This window comes from Salidesulfovibrio brasiliensis JCM 12178, from assembly GCF_001311825.1.
Classification (GTDB): Bacteria; Desulfobacterota; Desulfovibrionia; order Desulfovibrionales; family Desulfovibrionaceae; genus Pseudodesulfovibrio; species Pseudodesulfovibrio brasiliensis.
The window spans coordinates 1-23,521 of the sequence record NZ_BBCB01000005.1 but is presented as its reverse complement, the minus strand read 5'-3'; the positions used below and the strand labels follow the sequence as shown (position 1 = coordinate 23,521).

The window sequence follows — 23,521 nt, the reverse complement described above, 5'->3', positions numbered from 1 at the left end:
TGCCTAACTGTGTTCGGGACGCAGCAACGGGAACAGGATGACCTCACGGATGGAGGCGCTGTCGGTAAGCAGCATGACAAGGCGGTCGATCCCGACCCCTTGTCCGGCCGCGGGAGGCATGCCGTACTCAAGGGCGCGGACATAGTCCTCGTCCATGTGGTGGGCTTCCTCGTCACCGGCATCCTTTTCCTTGACCTGCTCCTCAAAACGGCAGCGCTGGTCAACGGGATCATTAAGTTCGGAAAAGGCGTTGGCCATTTCCCGACCGACCATAAACAGCTCGAAACGGTCTGTGATCTCCGGATCATCCTCATTGCGCCGGGAAAGCGGCGAGATGTCCGTAGGGTAATGATATATGAAATGAGGCTGGATCAGCTTGGGTTCCACGCGGATGTCGAAGAGCTTGGCCTGCAGCTTGCCGAGCTTTTCGCCTTCGACAACCTTTTCCCCGCCCTTCTTCACCAGCTCCTTACACTTCTCGTAGTCGGTGTAGACTTCGGGCGGAACGCCGCCGATCTTTTCAAGTGAATCATGGAAGGTCATGCGCACCCACTTGCCCGGGGTGAGGTCGACGTCGTGGCCCTGATAATGAACCACGGTGGTTCCGCAAACCTTCTGGGCGATGCGGGAGATCATGTCCTCGGTGAGGTCCATGAGGTCGTACACGTTGGCATATGCCCAATAGAACTCGAGCATGGTGAACTCGGGGTTGTGCTGGGTGGAGATGCCTTCGTTGCGGAAGTTGCGGTTGATTTCGTAGACCTGCTCGAACCCGCCCACCAGCAGGCGCTTGAGGTACAGCTCCGGCGCGATGCGCATGAAGAGTTTCATGTCCAGCGCGTTGTGATGCGTCTCAAACGGCTTTGCCGTGGCACCGCCGGGGATGGGCTGCATCATGGGCGTCTCCACTTCCATGAAGCCGCGCTCGTCAAGAAAGTCGCGCATCTCGCGAACAATGGCAGTGCGGGCCTTGAAAATTTCCTTGGTGCGCGGAGTGACGATGAGGTCGACGTAGCGCTGACGGTAACGGATTTCCACGTCCTTGAGGCCGTGATACTTCTCCGGCAGCGGGCGCATGGACTTGGTCAGGAGCTTGAACTCCACGACGGCGATGGTCAGTTCGTCCGTTTTGGTGCGAAAGAGCTTGCCGCGGATGCCAACGATGTCGCCAACGTCGGTTTTCTTGAACAGCTTGTAGATGTCCGCGCCGATGTCATCCCGTGCGGCAAAAGCCTGCATCCGTCCGGTGCGGTCCTGCACCTGAAAGAACGTCGCCTTGCCGAAAGAGCGCCAGGCCATGACACGACCCGCAATCGAGAACTCCTTGTCGAGCTCCTCGAGTTTCTTGCCGCTGTGTTCGCCGTAAGTCTCAATAATGTCTTTAATGTAAGTGTCCCGGCGAAAGTCGTTGGGGTAGATGTCCACCCCTTCGTCGAGCAGCGCGCAGGCTTTCTCCACCCTGTTTTTGGTAACAGGGTTGAGGTCGTCCTTTGCATCCAGAGCTTCGAGCATGGGCATGAAGCGCTGGACGTGTTCGGACTTTGTCGCCAGCTTGATGGGTTTTTTCTTGCGATTCGTGTCGTTTGCCAAAACTTCGTTCCTTGCGATCCAAAAGTCTAGAAAAAAACAAGAGACGTTGAATCCCTAAGCCATATTCCTATTCCAGTCAAGAAATTGCAGCGTTTTGCATGAAAACACTGCACCTTTTCCCTACCGGGCCACCCGTCTTTTCCGAAGCGGGCTGGACCTAATACATTAGTTCCGACCCACTCTGCAAGGAAAGAAATGCCATCTACCCGCACAGAAGGGAAGTCATGGGAACTTTTTTTAAAAAATCCCTTGACGGCGGTTGCCGATTCACATAAATCCCTTTCTCGCGTCAACGACGCACCGATTGTTCCCCAGTAGCTCAATCGGCAGAGCGAGTGGCTGTTAACCACTAAGTTCGCGGTTCAAGTCCGTGCTGGGGAGCCAGAAAAATCAAAAGCTCCGGTCAGATGACCGGAGCTTTTTTTTTTGTTGAGCCATAGAGCTTCCCTTTCCCGCCCCGGCCTGATAAGAACCGCCTTCCCGAACGACCACCTGAAACCAACCGGACACAGCAATGGACAAAACCACGCTCACGGTCACGCTTGTGACTGCTCTTATCGCGCTCGGTATCATCGCGCTCTCCACCATGAAAGGACGAGGCAACGGCCGCCAGAACATCGACATCGACTTCGATCAGGAAAAGGATAACGAGCTGAAACGCCGCTACTAGGGGCACTCCGCACCCGTAGTTTCTTGATTTTCTCCACGAATTACGTAGGATTCGCGCACAGGAGGAATCCGGAAACACCATGACAGCCATACTAACCGGCCTGTTCGGCGGCCTAGGCCTGTTCCTCATCGGAATGGGGATGATGACCAACGGTCTCAGAAGCGCCGCCGGGACCGCCCTGAAAAACATTCTGGGCCAATGGACCAAGACCCCTCTCCGCGGCCTCGGTTCCGGCTTTCTCATCACCGCCATCGTCCAGTCTTCAAGCGCCGTGACCGTCGCGGTCATCGGCTTCGTAAACGCCGGACTCATCACCCTGCGCCAGTCCATGGGCGTCATCTACGGCAGCAACATCGGCACCACCATGACCGGCTGGATCGTGGCCGCCATCGGCGTGAACGTGAAAGTCAAGGCGCTTGCACTGCCGCTCATCGGCATAGGCGCGCTCCTGAAACTCACATGCACCAAGAATGGACGAAAAAGCTCGATGGGCGAAGCCTTCGCCGGATTCGGCCTCTTTTTTCTCGGCATCGAAATACTTCAGGGGGGCTTCACTGAACTTGCCCCGAACATCGACTTTGCCGCGTTCAGCACCGGCCCGCTTTCCCTGCCCATCTTTCTCGGCATAGGCTTCATGCTGACCCTGCTCATGCAGAGCTCCAGCGCGGCCATGGCCATCGTTCTGACCGCCACGCTCTCAGGCATCATCCCGGTCGAAGCCGCTGCCGCCGCAGTTATCGGAACCAACATCGGCACCACTTCCACAGCCGCGCTGAGCGTCATCGGCGCCACCACCAACGCAAAGAAAGTCGCCTTCGGCCATATCGCCTTCAACGGCATTACAGGCTGTATCGCCCTGCTGCTGCTTGTTCCCCTGCTCTCGGTGGCCAAAGCCATGAACGGCGACGGAGACCCGGCTGTCACACTTGCGCTCTTTCACACCATCTTCAATTTTTTCGGGGCATTTTTGTTCCTGCCGTTCACAGATCGGCTTGTCGGCTTCCTTGAACGCCGAATCGGAACGCAGCTTCCGGACATTGCCAAGCCACGCTTCATAGACCGAAACGTCCTGCGTGCGCCCACGCTGGCCATTGACGCACTTTTCATGGAAGTGGGCAGACTCGGCGAGGAAGTCCGTCTCATGGCGCAAAAGGCGCTTGCCACAGATTTTCGCTACGGCAATCTCCCGCGCGACAAAGCCGCGCTGGAAAGCCTCATCAGCTCCTGCCGCGCCTTCTGCTCCTCACTTCAGAGCATGGCCCTGCCGAGCCAACTCTCCGAACAACTGCCAAAAGCGCTTCGCGTGCTTCAGTACTACACGGTAGTCCTTGAAATCATAGAAACAAACTCAAGGGCGCACGCAACGCTGAACCATTCTCTGCCCGGTTCGGTCTACGATGCAGACAAATCCTACCGTGCCATGGTAAAGCATGTTCTGAACGTGGCGCATACGCCCTGCGCACCGGAATTCAGCGACCTTCAGGACCTGATGGCCGAGCTGCTGGACGTGTATCACACCCTCAAGGCCTCACTCTTGAAGGCCGGGGCCGACGGCAGCATCGATCTGGACACCATGGTCAGCCTGCTTGAATTCTACTCCCGGTCGCGCCGCATGGCAGAGCAGGCCATCAAGGGGACTGTTTACTGGTCCGAAATGCGGGAGACGGCTGAAATGTGCCGCAGTGCGAACGAGGAAAACGACTACAACTGGAAGTTCAATCCGGAGACCAAGGAGCAATCGGCATGAAAGGACGCATGACCGGACTGGCCCTCGCGCTCGGCGCAATCATCCTTCTCGGCGGAGCGCCCTGTTGCTCCGCTCGGGGGGCGAAAAAGCCCCGGAAGAGCGGGCCGACGTTAACGCCCCGCCTGAAGCACCGGCCTGGACCGTGAACGGCCAGAAAGCCGAACCGGACTACACCGCATCCAACGCGACTGCGGAAGTGGACAACGCCACCACAGAAGAAGCCGAGACCAAAGTTCCCGTGGTTGAGGAAACCGCTCCCCCACGCGTTGTCGAGGAAGACGACGTGGTCACGGTGGGCTTTCTCGACGCTGCCGCGCGCACGCTGGTGGAAGGGTTCGTGCCCGGCCGGTTCAGCAAGTCCGGCAACCCGGCCACGAACTTGAGCTTCCGCAAGATGAACATGCGCTTCGGGCGCAGCCTCGAGGGGTTCAATGTGGAAGGCTCGGAAAGCGCCAAGGCCCGTGCCGTGCTTTTTGAATATCTGCTCACCCCGGGCATGGCTCAGGGAATTTTCCGCGACTACAAGCCGGTATTCGTGGACAGGGTAGAGGAAACGGCCCGTATGGCCTCACCCACTGCTCCGGAAGGAGAAACCTATACCCTGACCGTCCCCGAAATCTCCGACATGTTCAGGGTCTATGCCAAAGGCCTGCGCCGCACCTCCAAGGCGGTTCGCGCCACCATCGACCCGGCCATTGCAGAGACCGTGGCCCGCTACATCCGCGCCGCACGCTCGGCAGAACGTGCCAACGCCTCGTTCCAGACCGCCATGGCCGACCACGGCGTGGGCGCCAAGGAAGTCACCGTCGCCGGCAGTCGGCTCAAGGGCGCGGTCAAGGAACGTGACCGCATCAAAAACATCGTTGTGGACGCAATGCGCGAGCACTGCCCGGATTGTGAAACCGGAGAGCTCTTCTACATAGCCATGTGGAGCTACCGCCGCTCGCTGGACTCCGACAATGCCGAGGACTTCCTGACGGTCATGGCCGACAGCCTTGCAGACCTTGCAGACGCCTTCGATGCCAGATCAGCGAAATTGCTGGAAGAATAAAGAAACCTGAAAAAAGAACCCGTTTTTTTCCCAACACGGGTTGAATCCCCTTTGGATGAAAGGTATTATTGATAGGAATCACTATCAGAAACCACTCATCCAAAGGGGATTAATACATGTATTTTAAGCAAATTGTCACTCCCGGCCTTGGCTGTTTTTCCTATGTCATCGGCTGTCCCGGTGCCAAGGAAATGATCGTGGTGGACCCCAAACGCGACGTGCAGGACTATCTGGACATCTCGCGCGAGGAGGGCATGAAGATCACCGCCGTCATCGACACGCACGTCCACGCGGACCATGTCAGCGGCAATCAGGAGCTCCGCGCCCTGACCGGCTGCGAGCTCATGATGTACGAGACCTCGCCGGTGAACTTCCCGTTCAAACCGATCAGCGAAGGCGACACTCTGACCATCGGCAGCGCACACATGGAATTCTTCCACAGCCCCGGCCACACGCCCGACGCGCTTTCCATCCTGCTGGCAGATACCATGCGCGGTGAAGAGCCGTGGATGGTGCTCACGGGCGACCTGCTCTTCGTGGGCGACATCGGCAGACCGGACCTCGTAGGCGAGGCCAAGCTCGACGAGCAGGTGCAGAACCTCTGGAACAGCCTCAAGGTCAAACTGGCCCGCTACCCCGACTATGTGGAAGTCTTTCCTGCCCACGGGCAGGGATCCCTCTGCGGGCGCGGCATGAGCTCCAAACAGTCCTCCACGCTGGGCTACGAGCGCCGCTACAACCCCATGATGCAGTTCGAGAACTACGAGGACTTTTACGCTGAAATGACCAAGGAGTTCCCGGCCCGCCCGCGCAGCTTCACGCACATCATCGGCACCAACGCCGACGGCGCGCCGCTACTGGAAAGCTGCCCCATGGACAAGGCCATGGAGCCGGACCAGTTCGAGGCGGCCATTGAAGACGACACCGTGGTCATCGACGTGCGCGACTCCGCGGCGTTCAGCGGCTTCCACCTGCCCGGCTCTGTCAACATCGGCTTCGAGCCGCAGCTGGCAAACTGGGTCGGCATGGTCGTCCCGCCGGACCGCGACCTGCTGCTGGTGGTGGACAGCGAGGACGAATACAAACGCATGGTCACGGAACTGCACCGCATCGGCTACGACCGCATCTTCGGCTGGCTGCACGGCGGCGTGGCAGCGTGGGTATACTCGGGTCGACCGGTATCGCGTCTGCAGCAACTCTCGGCGCAGGACCTGCACGCGGTCCTCGGTAAGGGCGGCCAACGCATCATCGATGTCCGAACCCCGGCCGAAATCGCGCAGGGCATCATCCCCGGCGCGGAAACCGTGCCGCTCATTGACGTGCTGGACGGCAAGCTCGAAGCCAAAAAGGACGAAGAACTCATCATTTACTGCGGCTCGGGCTACCGCTCCAATATCGCCGCATCATATCTGCAGAACAACGGATACGAGGACGTGCGCGGCATGGCTGGCGGAATGCTTGCGTGGAGCCGCGCCGGATACGGCGTCAAACAATAGACCAAAGACGCATTCAAAAGGCGGCACCGTCCCGGGACGGTGCCGCCTTTTTTCTTCTGCTGCCGAAAAAGTTCGTGCCCGAACTGTCCTGACCTCTTGGCAAAAATCCTATTGTGTGTAGAATCCAGACTAGCGTTGTAGCTTCGACGCTCGCATCAGAATTAACAACAACTTGTATTCCAAGGAGATAATATGCTTGTAAAACGCATGGAAGACGCCATTAACGACCAGATGAACTTCGAGATCTATTCCGCGCACATCTATCTTTCCATGGCCTCGTACTTCGAGGAAAACGGCCTTCCGGGCTTCGCCAACTGGATGAAGGCCCAGTATCAGGAAGAGATTTTCCACGCCATGAAGATGTTCGACTACGTGAACGAAACGGGCGGCCGGGCCACCATTTCGGCCATCGACGCCCCGGCCACCGAGTGGGAATCCCCGCTGGCTGCCTTCCAGACCGCGCTGGAGCACGAGCAGCTCGTTACCAGCCGTATCAACAAACTTATGGACATAGCCCGCGAAGAGAGCGACCACGCCACCTCGATTTTCCTGCAATGGTTCATCTCCGAGCAGGTTGAGGAAGAGGCCACGGTGGGCGACATCGTCGGCAAGCTCAAGCTGGTGGGCGACGGCGGCGCGCTCTTCATGCTGGACCGGGACCTGTCCACGCGCGCTTTCACGCCTCCGCAGGGCGAATAGACACGATTGCAACGAGGGAGGGCAAACCATGAGCGAATCGTACGACAGACTATGCAAGGCACTGGAACTGGCGGACAAGAGCGTCGAGTTCTACCGCGACGAACTGGACGGCTGCCCGGACGGGCTGGGTCGAGAAGTATTTGAAATGCTGCTGGATCGATCCGAAGACACCCTCGACTTTGTCGGTTCGGTACACGAATCCATCCGTGAAGGCGACGCGTGGGAAAACGCCTGCACTCTGCCTCCCGACGAGGAGGAAGACATCAAGGAAACCTTCACGACCTTCGCAGCCAAATACGAGGGCGAAGCCTGCACCACGGAAAACAGCACCGCCGAGATGGGCCTTGAAATGGAAAAGTCCGTGCTCGACTTCTACTCCGAATGGGAAGACGAGGCCGACGACGAGACCGAGCGCAAGTTCGCCCTTCACATGACCAAGACGCTGCGGGACAACGTGACCATGCTTTCCGACCTCGTCTACTACTACGAAGACCCCGAGGCTGGGCCATGTCCGGCAACCTCGACGGAGCCTAAACAAACGGGAGAACCGATGTCTGAAACCAGCATCAACATTCTGATCGGCGGCGAGGCCGGGCAGGGGCTCGCCACCATCGGCCAGCTCATGACCAAAGCCCTTGTCCGCGGCGGATACCATGTGCTCGTGAATCAGGACTACATGTCCCGGATTCGCGGCGGGCACAATTTCTTCGCCATCCGCACCGGTCCCGAGCCCATCCACAGCGCAGTTGAAGCCGTGGATATCCTCGTGGCCCTGAACGAGGAGACCATCGAGCTGCACAAACCGCAGCTCACCGAACGCGCCATAGTTGTGGCGGACGAGTCCCTTGACTGCTCGGGCCTGAACGCCCTGAAGGTGCCCTTCAAGGAGCTGGCTCCCAAACCGCTCTTCCACAACGTGGTGGCCCTCGGCGTACTCGGCTCCTCCATCTGTTCCGACATCGGGATTCTGGAAAAACTGCTCCGGGAGACCTTCGGCAAGAAGGGCGACGAGATCGTGGACGCGAACCTCGATGTTTTGCGAAACGCCTACAACTGGGTAAAAGAACAGGAATTTGATTTCGCCTGTATGCCCCCGGCCGAGGAAAACGCGCCCGAACGGATCATGATAAACGGCAACGAGGCCATCGCCATGGGCGCGCTGGCAGCCGGAGCCAACTTCCTTTCCTTCTACCCCATGACGCCCTCCACCTCCGTGGCGCTGACCCTCATCAACAAGGGCGCAAAGCTGGGGCTGGTGGCCGAACAGGTGGAAGACGAAATCGCGGCCATGAACATGGCGCTTGGCGCATCGTGGGCCGGAGCGCGGTCCATCGTGACCACCTCCGGCGGCGGCTTCGCCTGATGGTCGAGGGCATCAGCCTTGCGGGCATCACCGAAACGCCCGTGGTGACCATCCTCGTGCAGCGGCCCGGACCGGCAACAGGCCTGCCCACCCGCACGGAACAGGCAGACCTCAATCTTGCCCTGTACGCAGGCCACGGCGAGTTCCCTCGCGCCATCTTCGCGCCCGGAACCGTGGACGAATGCTTCGAATTGACCCACCTCTCCTTTGATCTGGCCGAACGCTACCAGACACCCATGTTCGTCCTCTCGGACCAGCATCTGGCTGACGCCTATACCGCAGTCGAGCCGTTCGACCTCGACGCCCTGCCCGAAGTGGCCGGGCCGGTTCTGGAGCCGGAAAATCCCAAGGAGTACAAACGGTACGCCCTCGGCGAATCCTGCATCTCGCCCCGTGCGGTGCCCGGGTTTTCCGAGGCGCTGGTCAAGGTGGACTCCGACGAGCACGACGAGCACGGCCATATCGTCGAGGACGCGCCCACCCGCGTGGCCCAGAACAGCAAGCGGCTCTGCAAGGGCTGCGGCCTGTTCGAGGAAGTGGTCCCGCCCTCCTATTATGGCGAGGAAAATCCCGACCTGCTTTTCCTGTGCTGGGGCAGCACGGTCGGAGCATGCCTCGAAGCCATGGAGCTATACGACGGCAAGGCCGCAGTCCTGCACTTCAAGCAGGTTTACCCCCTCAAGGAAGACCAGTTCATGCCCTTCATCGAGGCCGCGAAAAACGTGGTCTGCGTGGAAGGCAACGCCACGGGACAGTTCGGACGCCTGCTACGGCAGGAGACGGGCCTCGGCCTGTCCAGCTTCATCCTGCGTTTTGACGGCAGGCCCATGACGTCCGCATACATTCTCAAAGGGCTTGAAAGCATCCTGTAAGGCACGGAGGAACCAATGACCACAATAGACGATTTCGGCAGCTTCGAGACCGCCTGGTGCCCCGGATGCGGCAACACCGGCATTCTCAAGAGCCTCAAGCAGGCCCTTGCGGACATGGACATCCCGCCCCACAAGCTGGGCATGGTTTCCGGCATCGGGCAGGCGGCCAAGACGCCGCAATACCTTAACTGCAACATGTTCAACGGCCTGCACGGCCGCTCGCTTCCCGCCGCTCAGGGAGCCAAGCTCGCCAACCCGGAACTGACGGTCATCGTGGATTCCGGCGACGGCTGCTCCTACGGCGAGGGCGGCAACCACTTCATGGCCGCGGTACGCCGCAACGTGAACATGACCCTGCTTGCGCATGACAACCAGATATACGGCCTGACCAAGGGGCAAGCCAGCCCCACCACCGCCCACGGCCAGAAAACCAAGGCCCAGCCTTACGGCGCGCCGAGCGAGCCGTTCAATCCGGTGCTGGTGGCAACGGCCATGAAGGCCTCCTTCGTGGCCCGATCCTTCTCGGGCGACATGGATCACCTCACCAAGATGATAAAGCAGGCGGTCAACCACAAGGGGTTTGCCCTCGTGGACATCCTGCAGCCCTGCGTTTCCTTCAACAAGATCAACACGTTCAAGTGGTACAAGGAACGCTGCTACCACCTTGAGGACCATGACCCCACCAACTGGGAAGCGGCCATAGCCAAGGCCGCCGAGTTTGGTGAGCAGATTCCCATCGGCGTGATCTGGAAAACCGACAAGCCGGTCTTCGGCGAGGACAACCCCGCCATGAACGGTGAACCGCTCGCCACACGGAAATACGACAAAACCGCATTGGCGGACGTCGTCAAATCATTCGCATAACCACACGGGGGCTTCGGCCCCCGTTCTCTTTTCCGACGAAAAACGGAGGATATCATGCAGAAAGTCGCCCTGTTCGCATTCAACGGAGAGCTGATGTGCTTTGTCCATGTGCTGCTGAACGCGCTGGACATGAAGGAAAACGGCATGGACCCGACCATCGTGTTCGAAGGCGCGTCAGTCAAGCTGGTGGAGCAACTCGCCAACGAGTCCAACCCGTTCCACGGGCTTTACACACAGGCCAAGGAGCAGGAGCTCATCGAGGGTGCCTGCAAGGCCTGTTCGGCCAAGCTCGGCGCGGTGGAAGCGGTTCAGGCGGAAGGCCTGCCGCTGCTTGACGGCGTAAAAGGCCATCCTGCCATGCGGGAATACATGGAGAAAGGCTATCAGATTCTGACCTTCTAAAACAAACGGCCCGGCGTGAAGCACACGTCCGGGCCGGTTTTTTCCTTTCATTCCGGTCGATCAATCCCCGACCATCAACTCCGCGCAAACTCCTGCGCACAGCGCCAGAACTTCGGGGTTGCCCGCATCGTGAATCTCTTCGGGAACCGGCAGGCCGTAGAACGATACGCCGTCCTTCAGCATGGTCCGGCGCACTATGCCGTCCGTCAGCTCGGCGCGGCCGATGCCTTCAAGCTCCTGCGCGATGTAGTCAAAGTAATGCGGCAGGGCCACGTAGATGCCGCAGGTTCGCAGTTCGCCCTCGAAACGCGGCTCGAAACAGCCCCCGCCCTTGGGCAAAAAGTCCGTGATACGGTACAGTTCGGAGTCCTTGTCTCCCTCTAGGTCCACACGGCCGGAATCACTGAGGCACATCATGTTTTCCTCGTTGACCAGCATGAGCGACAGCAGGTCAACGGGCTTTTCCCCGAAGGCCTGCAACAGTCGGCCTACAGTGCCAGACGGGCTGCAGATGTTGTCCGGGTAGGCCACCACGAACGGATTGTCGCCCACGGCCTCGCGGGTCAGGTGAATCGCGCCGCACTCGCCGTCGAGCTTTTCCTGTTCAAAGAAGTGAAACGTGCTTTCCGAGAGGATTTCATCCAGTTCGGCCTGCTTGGCTTCGTCCATGCCGCCGGGATACTCCCCTTTTTCGAAAAGGGTGCGGATGATCTCCTTGCCGCGCCGGGTAACGATGCAGAATTCACGGATGCCCGCGTAGTAGCCCTCGGCCACGGTGTGCTGAATGGCTGCCTTGCCGCCGATGGGCAGCATCTCCTTGGGGAAGTGACCGGGGATGCCGGGGATGGCCCCGGCCAGCCGCGTGCCGAGCCCGGCTGCGGGGATGACCATGTGTCGTATCGTATGCATTGATTTCCTCGATTGAACGTTTCGGGGACCATACCCTTTGCCCGCTCCGTTGTCATTGCCCGGTTTTCTTTTGCCCGCGGCTGGGCTAGATTGCCCGAAACCGATGGAGACAACCGTGCTGAGCAGCTTCTACAACGATTTCGACACCGAGTGCCACCAGAGCGGGCAGTCCAGAAAGGAAAAAGGCCGAACCCCTTTCGAGCAGGACCGGGACCGCATCATCTACTCCCCCGCTTTCCGGAGGCTGCAAAACAAGACGCAGGTATTTCTGTCCGGCGAGTTCGACTTCTACCGCACCCGCCTGACCCATTCCATAGAGGTCTCGCAGATCGGCCGCTCCATCTGCAACCACCTGAACCGCACCGATGACGGGCTGCTCGGTGATGACTTCATCATCGACCAGAACCTCGTGGAAGCCATCTGCCTCGCGCACGACATCGGCCACCCCTCCTTCGGCCACGCCGGGGAGGCGGTACTGAACGAAATGATGTGCGACCGGGACGCGGGCGGCTTCGAAGGTAACGCCCAGAACCTGCGGATTCTCGATGACCTCTTCTACCGCAGCGGCCCCTGCTGGCAGGGCATGAAGCCTACCCGGGCCTTTCTGGACGGGATGCTCAAGTACAAAACGCTCTTCAATGATTCAGCGAAAAAGCGAAACCACTTCGTATATGATTTTCAGGAAGGTGTGTTGGATTTCGTATCCGGCGAGCGACATTCAAAACCATGCTTGAGGGCGACGAGCAGGCCCTGAACAGCTTCAAGAGCATCGAATGCCAGATCATGGACTGGGCCGACGACATCGCCTACAGCATTCACGACGTCTCGGACGGCATTCAAGCCGGATTCGTCACGGTTAAAAGCATCCGCAACTGGCAGGACGGCAAGGACGAGGACTATACCGGGAACGATGATTCCGTGCTGAACGCCCTCTGCGAGGCCATCCTCAAGGACAAGCACAACAGCCACCTGAACAGGCTCATCGGGGACTTCATCCACGGCACCTCGATCAAGCAGAGAGCGGAGAATCCTCTCTCCCGCAAGACCAACCGCTACGGATACGAACTCGTGGTGGATGAGGAAATGCACAAGCTTTGCAAGCTCATGAAGAAGCTGTCCATTGCCGTAGTCTTCCGCACCCCGCAGATTCACCAGACCGAATACAAGGGCCGCAACATCCTGAAGCGGCTCTTCGAGGTCTTTGACGAGGAATACGTGCGGCTCGGCAAACCACGCTACCAGCTACTTCCCGCACACTACGCCGAAGCCATCGCCGCTGCCGATGACAAGCGCTGGAAACGCCGCATCGTCTGCGACTACATCTCGGGCATGACCGACGGCTTCGTGGTGCGCACCTACCGCCGCCTGTTCGACCCGCAGTTCGGCTCCATAACCGACCTCGTGTAACCCGGAATCAGGCTAGTCCATCTCTTCGTGGATGACCTTGAGGTCGCTCTTCTGGATGACGTACTCCGCGCCCTTCTCGTCCTTGAATGTATACGTTTCCGATGCGGAGTCATACTCGGGCATGCCCTCAGAAGTGTAGCTCTCACCGCCGTGGGTTTCCACGATGTACATCTTGGACCCGCAGGCCGTGAGGGACAGAGCAAGCAGCAGACCGGCCGTCAGAAGCAGAATGCGTTTCATGGCAATTCCTCCAGATTGATTTTCCCTTTCCGTACCGCATTTTCGCAAGAAATGACACAAGAAGCCCCCGGCACCACGCGGCACCGGGGGCTTTGGCTATTCTTTCAACACAGATCTATTCTTCTTCGGGCTTGGCCGTTGCCGCGCACAGGCGCTCAAGCTGCTCGAAGGAGTTGTCCACGCCTTCCTGAATGAAGGCGATGTCGCGGTCCGTGAGGTGGCGGAAGCGACGCTGGACTTTGAGGTAGTCCTGTATCGGTTTGACCTTCTTGATCTTCTTGGTGATGGCGTAACGCCCGCCCACCACTTCATAGAGCGGAAAGCTGTTGCTCTCGACAGCCAGCCGCGCGATCTCGATGGACTTTTCGCCCTTGGTTCCCCAGCCGGTGGGGCACGGCGAATAGATGTGCAGATAGGCCGGGCCTTCCACTGCCAGCGCCTTGGCCACCTTGTCCATGAGGTCTGTGGGATGGCTCGGGCTGGCGGTTGCGACGTACGGCACGCCGTGGGCCGCGATGATCTGCGGCATGTTTTTCTTCTGCGTGTGCTGGCCGATGCTCGCGGAACCGCAGGGTGACGTGGTGGTAGACGCACCATACGGCGTGGAGCTGGAGCGCTGGATACCGGTGTTCATGTAGGCCTCGTTGTCGAGACAGACATAAAGGAGATTATGGCCGCGCTCCATGGCTCCGGAAAGCGAGCCGAAGCCGATGTCCGCAGTTGCCCCGTCACCGCCGAAGCAAATGATATTGGGCATTTTCGAGACCTTGCCCTTGCGATGCAGGGCCTTGATTCCGGCCTCAACGCCCGCGCCCACGGCACCGGCGTTCTCAAAGGCAACGTGAATCCAGGGGACCTTCCATGCGGTCTCCGGGAAAGGTGAAGTGATGATTTCCATGCAGCCGGTGGCGTTGCAGACAACCGTATCCGGTCCGGCCACGCGGGTGACCATGCCCATGGCGAGGACTTCGCCGCAGCCCTGACAGGCGCGGTGTCCCGAGGAGACCATGGATTCCATCGTATGGATTTCCTTGAGCTTGGTCTTGGCGACGCCGCTCAGGTCGATATCTCTAAGCATCGCTGTTCAACCCCCAGAGCGTATAGGTTTCGGCCAGTTCGCCCTTCTCGGCCATTTCGACCATCTTCACGAAATCGCTGACCGGGACATCGCGCCCGCCAATACCGGCGATGACGTTGACGATCTCCGGTGCGTCGGGGCGGCCGTAAAAAACGCTTTTGAGCTCCTGCGCCACGGGACCGCAGCCGGTTCCGGGACTGATGGCGCGGTCGATGACCACAAGACGCTTGGCGCCCTTTGCGGCTTCAATAAACTCCTCGGCCGGGAACGGACGCCACAGGCGGATGCGAATCTGCCCAACCTCGCGGCCATCGCCATTCATGCGGTCAACAGCGGTCATGACCGACTCGCCGAGGGACCCCATGGTCACGATCCTCGTTTCCGCACCGGTGTTGCCGTTGGTCTCGATGAGGTCGTAGTTACGCCCGAAGGTCTTGTTGAGGTCGTCAAGCACTTCCTTCACCACGGCCTTGGAGCCGTTCAGGGCGACCTCGCACTGCTTCTTGGCTTCAAGGTACACTTCAGGGACGCCCACCGGGCCGAACGTGACCGGGTCGGCAGGGTCAAGCTTGAGCTGCGGCTCGAACTCGGGAAGGAACCCGTCCACCACGCTCTGCTCCGGAATCACGACAGGCTCGATCATGTGGGAGAGGATAAAGCCGTCCATGTTCACGGCCACGGGCAGCAATACCCGCTTGTCCTCGCCGATCTTGAAGGCTGCCCAAGTGAGCTCCAGCGCTTCCTGACCGTCTTCAACAAACAGCTGCACCCAGCCGATGTCGCGCTGGGCCATGATGTCGGAGTGGTCGTTCCAGATGGAGATGGGACCGGAGATGGAGCGGTTTGCCACGGTCATGACCATGGGCAGCCGCATGCTGGAGGCGATGAAAAGGATTTCGTGCATGAGCGCAAGCCCCTGCGACGAGGTCGCCGTATAGACGCGCGCGCCTGCTGCGGCGGCTCCCACTGCCGCGCTCATGGCGGAGTGTTCGGACTCGACAGGAATGTATTCCGCGTCAAGCTCGCCGTTCGCCACGAATTCGGAGAGCTCTTCAACGATGTGGGTCTGCGGGGTGATGGGATAGGCGGAGATAACGTCCGGCTTTGCCATCTTCACCGCATCGGCCACGGCCAATGAAACTTCGGTGCCTATTCTTTTGGTCATGCTACTTGTCCTCCATTACCATGGAAATGGCGGACTTGGGGCATTCATTGGCACAGATGCCGCAGCCTTTGCAGTAGTTGAGATCGGGACGGAACAGGCCGTCTTCCCGCTCGCTGATGCAGAATTCCGGACAGTAGATGGCGCAGAGCGTGCATTTGATGCACTTTTCCTCGTCCAGAACCGGAACGAGAGTGCGCCAGTCACCTGTCTTCAGGGCAGACGCGTTGCCCGGGTCGCGGATGGCCGCGCCCAGTTCCAGCTTCTGCCACGCGCAGATGGACTGTTTGCTCATGTCGAGCCTCCTCCTTGGTTGGCATTTGGTGCAATCCTTCGAAGGCTCTCTATTACCAAACTCGCCGGTGATTAACAAAAAGATTTCGACAAGCGGCCGTTAGAAACGGTGAACGGCGGTCAGGCGATCAGCGTGGAGGCGGTGGTAAGCAGGGCGTCCAGATCGGCGGAACCAAGCGACATGCGCCGCTTCAGCTCGTCCAATTCCCTGCCCGGATCATAGAGCGGATAGTCGCTGCCGAAGAGCAGCCGGTCGATGCCGTGGCTCCTGAACAGCCTGCCGAGCAGGTCGTCGTCCACAAAATCGAGCGTGCTGGAGGTGTCGAAGAACACATCCTTGCCGCAAAGGTGTTCCAGGGCATATTCCCAGTGGCGATACCCGCCCATGTGCGCGGCGATCATGACCGGTTCCGGAAACATTTCCCGCAACCGAGCCAGCTTGGCCGGGCAGGACGGATTCTGTTCCGGCGGCAGCACGTCGCCCACATGAAACATGAGCGTGAACCGACCGCCGACAATCTCCATAAGCTGGAAAAACTTCGGGTCGTCCATGCGGAAACCCTGAAAGTCCGGATGAAATTTCAGGCCCTTGACGCCCTTTCGCTCAATGCGGTCAAGCTCATCCTCAATGCGGTCAAAGTCCGGGTGCATGGAGCCGAAGCCGATGACGCCGGGATTGTCGCGCGTCAGCTCCATGGCCCAGTTGTTGGCCGGAATGACCTGCGAGGGGTCTGTGGCCGCAGTGTGAATGACCACGCCGTCCAGCCCGGCGCTTTCTGCCCGGTCGAGCAGATCGTCAACGGTGCCGGAACCCACCGGATCGATGCCGTAATGGTCGTTGAGCTGGGCAAGCACCTTGTGTGCGATCTTGGGATGAAAAGCGTGGGTGTGGACGTCGAGTTTCATTGGTCGTGCAGCCTGCGTGGGAAGATGAAACGAAAACATGCCGCCTCGAAACCGAAGCGGCATGAACATCAGAACGGTTTACGGCATCAGCGGAACATATCGCGAAGCCAGTCCGGGCAGCGAACCACCCTGCCCTCGGGGGAGACGCAGGCGTGCTCGGTCATGCCGGTGGCGTAGAGGGTCTCCATGTCCGTGCTTCGAATCTCGTAGGCAAAACGCATGGAGGCCTTCTTCCACTGTTCCACGCCTACCCTGACGATGATCTCCTCATCGTAGGTCACGGGCTTGCGGTAGCGGCAGGAGGCCTCGCGCACGGGCAGGATGACCCCGCGTTTTTCCACCTCGGCGTAGCTCATGCCGAGCTGCCGCATGGCAAAACTGCGGGCGCGTTCAAAAAGATGCAGATATTCGGCGTTATACAGAACGCCCATGGCGTCGGTTTCGCCGTAGGAGACAAAATGGTGGTACCTAAACTCCGGTTCTGGAAATTCCTTTGCCATTACTTTTTCCTCGCGTGCTCAAGCGCATACGGCAGCAGTTCGAAGCCGTCGTCCACCCGCACGCCTGTGGAATCGGCGGTCTTTTCCGTAAAGTGGTCGAGGCCGGAAGCCTCACAGCCCGGAGCATTGACGATGAACGGCACCGGGTCCTTTGTGTGCGTCCGCTCGATGCAAGGCGTGTAGTGGTCGCAGCAGATGAGCCACGCGGTCTCTTCGTCTGCCAGCGCCTCGCGGAGCGGCTTCACCACGCGGCTGTCGAACCGCTCGATGGCTTCGCGCTTGTCGTCTGCGTCGCCGCCGTGCCCGCACTCGTCCGGGCCTTCAAGGTGGACGAAGACAAAATCCCCGGTCTTGAGAAATTCGAGCGCGGCCTGAACCTTGCCCTCGTAATTGGTATCCAGCAGGCCGGTAGCGCCGGGCACGTCGATGACCTCCATGCCCGAGGCAAAGCCGAGCCCCTTGATGAGGTCCACGGCGGAGATGACAGCGCCCTTCATGCCGAAGGTCTTTTCGAAATCCGGAAGCGAGAGTCGCCTGCCCTGCCCCCACGGCCAGACCGCGTTGGCGCGGGTCGTGCCGTTCTTGACCAAAATCTCCCGCGCTTCCTGAAGCACGTCCCAGAACTCGGGATTGCGCGAATACCGCTGCATGTCCTTGTTGATGGGCTTGTCCAGAATGTCATGCGGAGGGTTGATGTCCAGATCGGCCTCGGGAGCGAGCGCGCCGCCGCTCTGCAAAAGCAGGTGGCGGTACTGGATGCCGGGGATGAACTGATAGGTATCGTTGCCCACCACCTCCTGCATCCGCTCCACCAGCGGACGGGATTTTTCCGTCTCGATGTGCCCTGCTGAATAGTCACGCATGATGCCGTCCGGGCCGTAGTCCTCCACGGTCACGAGGTTCATGCGCCAGATCAGGTCGTCGGGTCCGGCTTTGAGGTTCTGGGCTGCAGCCTCGATAGGGCCGCGTCCGGTGTGATATTTTTCGGGATCGAAGCCGAGCAGCGCCATGTTGGCCACGTCCGAACCCGGAGGCATGGACTTCGGAATGGTGGCGCAGCGGCCGACGATTCCGGTTCGGGCCAGTTCATCCATGACGGGCGTGACGGCAGCCTCAAGCGGCGTACGGTGGCCGAGTTCGGACAAGGGCCAGTCGCCCATGCCGTCGGCCACGAGGGAGAGGAATTTCATGTCGACACCTTAAAGAATTCTGAAGCAGACGCAAGGCAGAACCGTGAAGTCCATGGCGTCGATGGCTCGATGCAGTCGGTCACATCCTTGGCACGCGACTCGTGGGAGATGAAGACAACGGGCACGCCTTCGGAATCCTCGTCGGTCTTCTGCACGGCCTGCGCGATGGAGATGGAATGATCGGCCATGCTCTTGGCGATGGCAGCCATGACGCCGGGCCGGTCCGCCACGGTGAAGCGAAAATAGTATTTGCTGCGCGCTTCCTCCGGCGGAAGGATGTCCGCTTCGGGCAGGTCGGCGTTGCCGAAACCGGTGTTGTCCGGGCGGTAGGCTTCTTCGCATCCGGGGCGGTTCATGTGCTTGGCGATGTCGAGGATATCGGCCAGCACCGCGCTGCCGGTAGGCTTGTCCCCGGCACCCTGCCCGTGCAGCATGACAGGTCCCACGGCATTGCCCACCACGCGAACGGCGTTGTAGTTGCCGCCCACACGCGCCAGCAGATAGGTGTACGGCACCAGCGCAGGATGCACGCCCGCCTCGATTCGCCCTTCCACGGACCGGGCATGGGCCAGCAGCTTGACCCGGTAGCCGAACTCGCGGGCAAACTGGATGTCCAGCGGCGTTACCGAGGTGATACCCTGAATGGGCAGCCTGTCGAGCGGATAATCCACACCAAAAGCAAGCCGGGAGAGCACGCAAAGCTTATGCGCGGTGTCGAACCCCTCAATGTCGAAGGTCGGGTCGGCCTCGGCATATCCGAGGTCCTGCGCCAGCGCCAGCGCGGTACCGAAGTCCATGCCCTTGGTGGTCATTTCCGAGAGGATATAGTTGGCCGTGCCGTTGAGGATGCCGAGCATTTCGAGCACCCGGTCCCCGGCGAGGCTGGACTTGAGCGTTTCCACGATGGGGATGCCCCCGGCGCAGCTCGCCTCGTAGTAAAGGCCCTTGCCGCTCTTGCGGGCGATGGAAAAGAGTTCCGGACCGCGCTCGGCCAGCAGGTGCTTGTTGGCCGTGACCACATGCTTGCCCGCTTCGAGCGCGGTCCGGATAAGGTCGTATGCTGTTTCGAGCCCGCCCATGCATTCCACCACGATGTCGATTTCGGGGTCGGTGGTCAGGCGGGTCATGTCGGTGGTGAACTCGGTATCAGGGCCCGGATTGACTGCGCGGGCCTTGTTCAGGTCGCGAACGACCGCGGTTCTGATCTCGAGCTTGCGTCCAATACGGCGCTCGATCCAGTCCCCGTTTTCCTCAAGGATTGCGGCGAGGCCGGAGCCTACTGTGCCGAATCCGGCGAGTCCGAGTTTCACACTTTCCATGTATATTACCCCTTTGCGAAGAATTTTCGCAGGTTTCGTATTGCCTGATTGGTTCTGTGCCTGTTTTCCACGAAGGCGAAACGAACGTGGTCATCGCCGTACTGCCCGAACCCGAGGCCGGGCGAGACCGCCACCTCGGCTTCCCTGAGCAGCAGCTTGGAAAACTCCACGGAACCCATGTGCTTGAACTCGTCCGGAATCTCGGCCCAGAGGAACATGGTCGCCTGCGGCGGCGTCACTTCCCAGCCGATGCGGTTGAGCCCTTCGCACAGGGCGTCGCGGCGGTCTTTGTAGATGTCCATGATCTCCTTGACGCATTCCTGATCGCCATTGAGAGCATGGGTCGCCGCTACCTGTATGGGAGTATATATGCCGTAGTCAAGATAGCTTTTGATCCGGGTCAGGGCCTGCACCATGTCGGGGTTGCCGCAGCAGAAGCCGACGCGCATCCCGGCCATGGAGTAGCTCTTGGTGAGCGAGAAGAATTCCACGCCCACGTCCTTGGCACCTTCGGCCTGCAGGAAGCTCGGGGCCTCGTAGCCGTCAAAGGTGAAGTCCGCATACGCCAGATCGTGAATGACGTAGATGTTGTTTTCCTTGGCAAAATCAACAATGCGCTGGAAGAACGAGACGTCCACGCACTCCGTTGTCGGGTTGTGCGGATAGTTGATAATGAGGAGCTTGGGCTTGGGCCACGTATGGCGCACGGCCGTGCTCATGTCCTCGAAGAAGTCGCGCCCCTTTCCGATAGGAATACGGCGAACGTCCGCGCCTGCGATAATGGAGGCGTAAGGATGAATGGGATAGGCCGGGTCCGGTGCGAGCACCACGTCGCCGGGCGTGAGCATGACCAGCGCGAGGTGCGCGAGCCCTTCCTTGGCGCCCATGGTCACGCAGGTTTCCATGTCCTTGTCGAGGTACACGTCGTAGCGACGCTTGTACCAGTCCGCTATGGCCTTCCTGAGTCCCTTGATCCCCTTGGACGCCGAGTAGCGGGAGTTGCCGGGGCGGTACGCCGCCTCTGCAAGCTTGTCCAGAATGTGCTTGGGTGTGGGCACGTCGGGGTTGCCCATGCCCAGGTCGATGATGTCGGCGCCTGGTGGCGCATCTGCATCTTCAGTTCGTTGACCTGAGCGAAGACATAGGGCGGCAGCCGGTGCACGCGGGCGAATTGCTGCATGGACGAACTCCTCGCTTGGTAAAAAGGTTAAAGCTGGAAACAGTGTACATATCCGCGCCGGGCGGGAACTGTCAAAACGATTCTGCACGGTTCCGAAAAGAAATGCCAGCGCGAAAACGTCGGCAACAATCCGGTTTCGCGGTACAATCCCACACGTTCACGGTCTGGTTTCTTCATGAGGGCTTGCCTGAGGAGGCACCAACTTTCCAATCAAAAAACCCGAACACAAAACCAGCCACCGGTCCGGAAGAACCATCCGCATGAAGCGACAAATTGGAGACTGGATTCTTGACCACGAAGCGGCCTTGAATTAGCCTCTTTCGTTCCATACTTTGAGCATTACCCTTTCGAAAGGAGAGTATACGAATGGTTCAGCAGTCCGAGTTCATATGGTTTGACGGCAAACAGGTCCCGTGGGCCGAGGCAAACGTCCATGTCCTCACCCACGCCCTGCACTACGGCACCGGCGTCTTCGAAGGCATCCGCGCCTACGAGTGCACCGACGGCTCCTCCGAGGTCTTCCGCCTTCGCGAGCACATGGTGCGCCTGCTGGATTCCGCCAAGATCATCGGCTTCAAGGTGCCATACTCCCTTGAAGAACTGATTCAGGCCACCGAGGACACCCTCAAGGTCAACAAGCTGGCCGGAGCCTACGTCCGCCCGCTCGTTTTTGTTGGCGAAGGCGCCATGGGCGTTCATCCCGGCAACAACCCCATCCGCGTGTGCATCGCCACATGGCCGTGGGGCGCATATCTTGGCGAAGACGCCCTCGAAAAGGGCATCCGCGTCAAGTGCAGTTCCTACACCCGCCACCATGTGAACGTGATGATGACCAAGGCCAAGGCCTGCGGCAACTACGTGAACTCCGTGCTCGCCAAGACCGAAGCGGTTGCCGACGGCTACGACGAAGGCATCCTGCTCGACACCACCGGCCACGTCGCCGAAGGCTCCGGCGAGAACATCTTCATGGTGCGCGACGGCGTCATCTACACCCCGCACATCTCGCAGGTGCTTGCCGGGCTGACCCGCGACTCCGTCATGCAGCTCGCCACCGACCTCGGCTTCGAAGTTCGCGAGATGTCCATCGGCCGCGACATGCTCTACACCGCCGACGAAGTGTTCTTCACCGGCACCGCCGCCGAGCTGACCCCCATCCGCGAGATCGACCGCCGCCAGATCGGCGAAGGAAAGGCCGGGGAAATCACCAAGACCCTGCAGACCGAATTCTTCAAGATTCTCAAGGGCGACAACCCCGACTACGAGCACTGGCTGCACCGTTACACGCTGGATTAGCGGCCGCGTATCTGTTATTGACCGGGGAGTTCGGCGGCCACTGCCGGATTCCCCTTTTTTCATCCCAGAGAGCGCACAGCATGAGCACCACCAGCCTTACCGCCAAATACCGCCCACAGACCTTTGCCGACGTTGCCGGGCAGGAGGCGGTCAAGACCATCCTCTCCCGCGCCGCCGAGCACGACCGGGTCGCCCCGGCCTACCTCTTCAGCGGCACGCGCGGCGTGGGCAAGACCACCATCGCACGCATTTTCGCCAAGGCGCTCAACTGCGAGACAGCGCCCACGGCCGAGCCCTGCAACCAGTGCATCCACTGCAAGCAGATCACCGCCGGGGCCGCCGTGGACGTCATCGAGATGGACGGCGCGTCCAACCGCCGCATCGACGACATTCGCGCCCTCAAGGAAGACGTCGGCTACGCGCCCATCGACGCCCGCTACAAGGTGTTCATCATCGACGAGGCGCACATGCTCACCAAGGAGGCCTTCAACGCGCTGCTGAAAACGCTTGAAGAGCCGCCGCCGCGGGCCACGTTCATCATGGCCACCACCGAGGCCCACAAATTTCCCGCCACCATCATCAGCCGCTGCCAGCACTACACATTCAAGATGCTGCCGCAGGCCGAACTGGTGGCGCACCTGACCAGCATCCTGACGCAGGAGAACGTCTCCTTCGAGCCCGGCGCGCTGGAAATCATCGCCAAGCGCGGGGCGGGCAGCGTTCGCGACTCCATGTCCCTGCTCGGACAGGCGCTGGCCCTCAGCACCGAAGGCCTGAACGAAGCCGATGTGCGCACCTTCCTCGGCCTCGCCGGTCAGGACGTGTTTTTCCGGCTCATGGGTGCCATCCACGAGCGCGACCTCGTGGCGCTGGGCACCATGCTGCGCGAAGTGCTGGATCAGGGGCTCGACCTCGGCTTCTTCCTGCGCGAACTCGTGGGCTGCTGGCGGAACATGTTCCTGCTCAGACAGTCCGGCAGGAACGCGCTGGAACTGCTCGGTCTTTCCGGCGAGGAAGCCGAAACATGGCTCGATTGGGCAGGAAAATTCGAGCCGGGCCACATCCACGCCGCGTGGCAGATGACGCTGGATGGCCAGAAAAAGGTCATGTCCAGCCTCGAACCCGCGCTTTCGCTGGAGCTGCTGCTCTTCAACCTCGCTTCGCTGCCCGAGCTGGTCAGCCTCTCCAAAGCAGGCGGATCGCCCGCTGCCGCGCCGCGCGGTCAGGCTCCCGGGAAGGCAGGGACCGCCTCCGGCCATGAACCGCCCGCAGGGCGCACAACAGCCGAG

20 protein-coding genes, 1 tRNA gene and 3 pseudogenes are annotated in these 23,521 nt (G+C 60.1%); 13 read left to right on the top strand and 11 right to left on the bottom strand.

The window, feature by feature from the left end; translation table 11 throughout:
• Positions 1–3: 3 nt before the first annotated feature.
• Entirely contained in the window at positions 4–1,512 is a 1,509-nt protein-coding gene (lysS, locus tag JCM12178_RS03115; protein WP_157054715.1) for a lysine--tRNA ligase, read from the bottom strand.
• A gap of 386 nt (positions 1,513–1,898) precedes the next feature.
• Here lysS and JCM12178_RS03110 point away from each other — a divergent pair.
• The 9 genes and pseudogenes from JCM12178_RS03110 (at position 1,899) to JCM12178_RS03075 (ending at position 10,754) form a co-directional block, all read left to right on the top strand.
• Positions 1,899–1,974 (top strand) — tRNA-Asn (locus JCM12178_RS03110).
• Positions 1,975–2,104: 130 nt separating this feature from the next.
• Positions 2,105–2,260: a hypothetical protein gene (locus tag JCM12178_RS18130; protein WP_157054709.1), complete on the top strand. Its 156-nt coding sequence runs from the start codon at positions 2,105–2,107 to the stop codon at positions 2,258–2,260.
• A gap of 79 nt (positions 2,261–2,339) precedes the next feature.
• Positions 2,340–4,007: a Na/Pi cotransporter family protein gene (locus JCM12178_RS03105; RefSeq protein ID WP_054648671.1), complete on the top strand. Its 1,668-nt coding sequence runs from the start codon at positions 2,340–2,342 to the stop codon at positions 4,005–4,007.
• A gap of 64 nt (positions 4,008–4,071) precedes the next feature.
• Positions 4,072–5,058, top strand: coding sequence for a hypothetical protein (locus JCM12178_RS03100; RefSeq protein ID WP_054648669.1), 987 nt, complete (start codon positions 4,072–4,074; stop codon positions 5,056–5,058).
• A gap of 116 nt (positions 5,059–5,174) precedes the next feature.
• Positions 5,175–6,554 (top strand): MBL fold metallo-hydrolase, encoded by a 1,380-nt coding sequence (locus tag JCM12178_RS03095; protein ID WP_054648667.1) that lies wholly within the window; start codon positions 5,175–5,177, stop codon positions 6,552–6,554.
• A 192-nt stretch (positions 6,555–6,746) separates the two neighbouring features.
• The gene (locus JCM12178_RS03090) at positions 6,747–7,253 is read left to right on the top strand and encodes a ferritin (protein ID WP_054648665.1); all 507 of its coding nucleotides are present in this window, start codon (positions 6,747–6,749) and stop codon (positions 7,251–7,253) included.
• Between the two features lie 550 nt (positions 7,254–7,803).
• Positions 7,804–9,488, top strand: a pseudogene (locus tag JCM12178_RS03085) (2-oxoacid:acceptor oxidoreductase subunit alpha).
• Positions 9,489–9,503: 15 nt separating this feature from the next.
• Positions 9,504–10,352: a 2-oxoacid:ferredoxin oxidoreductase subunit beta gene (locus tag JCM12178_RS03080; protein ID WP_054648663.1), complete on the top strand. Its 849-nt coding sequence runs from the start codon at positions 9,504–9,506 to the stop codon at positions 10,350–10,352.
• Between the two features lie 54 nt (positions 10,353–10,406).
• Positions 10,407–10,754, top strand: coding sequence for a DsrE family protein (locus JCM12178_RS03075; RefSeq protein ID WP_054648661.1), 348 nt, complete (start codon positions 10,407–10,409; stop codon positions 10,752–10,754).
• Positions 10,755–10,814: 60 nt separating this feature from the next.
• Here the strand turns inward: JCM12178_RS03075 and JCM12178_RS03070 are convergent, their stop codons facing one another.
• Positions 10,815–11,663 (bottom strand): sugar phosphate nucleotidyltransferase, encoded by an 849-nt coding sequence (locus JCM12178_RS03070; RefSeq protein ID WP_083465710.1) that lies wholly within the window; start codon positions 11,661–11,663, stop codon positions 10,815–10,817.
• Positions 11,664–11,778: 115 nt separating this feature from the next.
• Between JCM12178_RS03070 and JCM12178_RS19230 the strand changes: the two genes are divergently transcribed.
• Together JCM12178_RS19230 and JCM12178_RS19225 are read left to right on the top strand one after the other, a co-directional pair.
• Complete coding sequence (locus tag JCM12178_RS19230) at positions 11,779–12,417, top strand: deoxyguanosinetriphosphate triphosphohydrolase family protein (RefSeq protein ID WP_245628584.1); 639 nt, start codon at positions 11,779–11,781, stop codon at positions 12,415–12,417.
• Positions 12,390–13,070, top strand: a complete 681-nt coding sequence (locus tag JCM12178_RS19225) for a hypothetical protein (protein WP_245628583.1) — start codon at positions 12,390–12,392, stop codon at positions 13,068–13,070. The genes JCM12178_RS19230 and JCM12178_RS19225 overlap by 28 nt, the downstream gene beginning before the upstream one ends.
• Positions 13,071–13,082: 12 nt before the next feature.
• On the opposite strand, the gene JCM12178_RS03060 is transcribed toward JCM12178_RS19225, so the two are convergent.
• The 9 genes and pseudogenes from JCM12178_RS03060 to JCM12178_RS03020 all read right to left on the bottom strand — a co-directional run bounded on the left by JCM12178_RS03060 (position 13,083) and on the right by JCM12178_RS03020 (position 20,939).
• Positions 13,083–13,310: a YgdI/YgdR family lipoprotein gene (locus JCM12178_RS03060; protein WP_054648657.1), complete on the bottom strand. Its 228-nt coding sequence runs from the start codon at positions 13,308–13,310 to the stop codon at positions 13,083–13,085.
• A 115-nt stretch (positions 13,311–13,425) separates the two neighbouring features.
• The gene (gene porB / locus JCM12178_RS03055) at positions 13,426–14,388 is read right to left on the bottom strand and encodes a pyruvate synthase subunit PorB (protein ID WP_054648655.1); all 963 of its coding nucleotides are present in this window, start codon (positions 14,386–14,388) and stop codon (positions 13,426–13,428) included.
• Positions 14,381–15,553, bottom strand: coding sequence for a pyruvate ferredoxin oxidoreductase (gene porA / locus JCM12178_RS03050; protein WP_054648653.1), 1,173 nt, complete (start codon positions 15,551–15,553; stop codon positions 14,381–14,383). The genes porB and porA overlap by 8 nt, the downstream gene beginning before the upstream one ends.
• A 1-nt stretch (position 15,554) precedes the next feature.
• Complete coding sequence (locus tag JCM12178_RS03045; protein ID WP_054648651.1) at positions 15,555–15,845, bottom strand: 4Fe-4S binding protein; 291 nt, start codon at positions 15,843–15,845, stop codon at positions 15,555–15,557.
• Positions 15,846–15,964: 119 nt separating this feature from the next.
• The gene (locus JCM12178_RS03040) at positions 15,965–16,750 is read right to left on the bottom strand and encodes an amidohydrolase family protein (RefSeq protein WP_054648649.1); all 786 of its coding nucleotides are present in this window, start codon (positions 16,748–16,750) and stop codon (positions 15,965–15,967) included.
• Positions 16,751–16,836: 86 nt separating this feature from the next.
• A complete protein-coding gene (locus JCM12178_RS03035; protein WP_054648647.1) occupies positions 16,837–17,250 on the bottom strand; it encodes an acyl-CoA thioesterase in 414 nt (137 codons plus the stop codon).
• Positions 17,250–18,440, bottom strand: coding sequence for a cofactor-independent phosphoglycerate mutase (locus JCM12178_RS03030; RefSeq protein WP_054648644.1), 1,191 nt, complete (start codon positions 18,438–18,440; stop codon positions 17,250–17,252). Before JCM12178_RS03030 ends, JCM12178_RS03035 begins: the two co-directional genes overlap by 1 nt.
• A 9-nt stretch (positions 18,441–18,449) precedes the next feature.
• A pseudogene (locus JCM12178_RS03025) lies at positions 18,450–19,759 on the bottom strand (homoserine dehydrogenase).
• Between the two features lie 5 nt (positions 19,760–19,764).
• Positions 19,765–20,939: pseudogene (locus JCM12178_RS03020) on the bottom strand (aminotransferase class I/II-fold pyridoxal phosphate-dependent enzyme).
• 366 nt (positions 20,940–21,305) lie between these two features.
• Between JCM12178_RS03020 and JCM12178_RS03015 the strand changes: the two are divergent.
• Entirely contained in the window at positions 21,306–22,232 is a 927-nt protein-coding gene (locus JCM12178_RS03015; protein WP_054648642.1) for a branched-chain amino acid transaminase, read from the top strand.
• Between the two features lie 80 nt (positions 22,233–22,312).
• A partial coding sequence (dnaX, locus tag JCM12178_RS03010) for a DNA polymerase III subunit gamma/tau (protein ID WP_157054705.1) occupies positions 22,313–23,521 on the top strand: 1,209 nt, incomplete at its 3' end.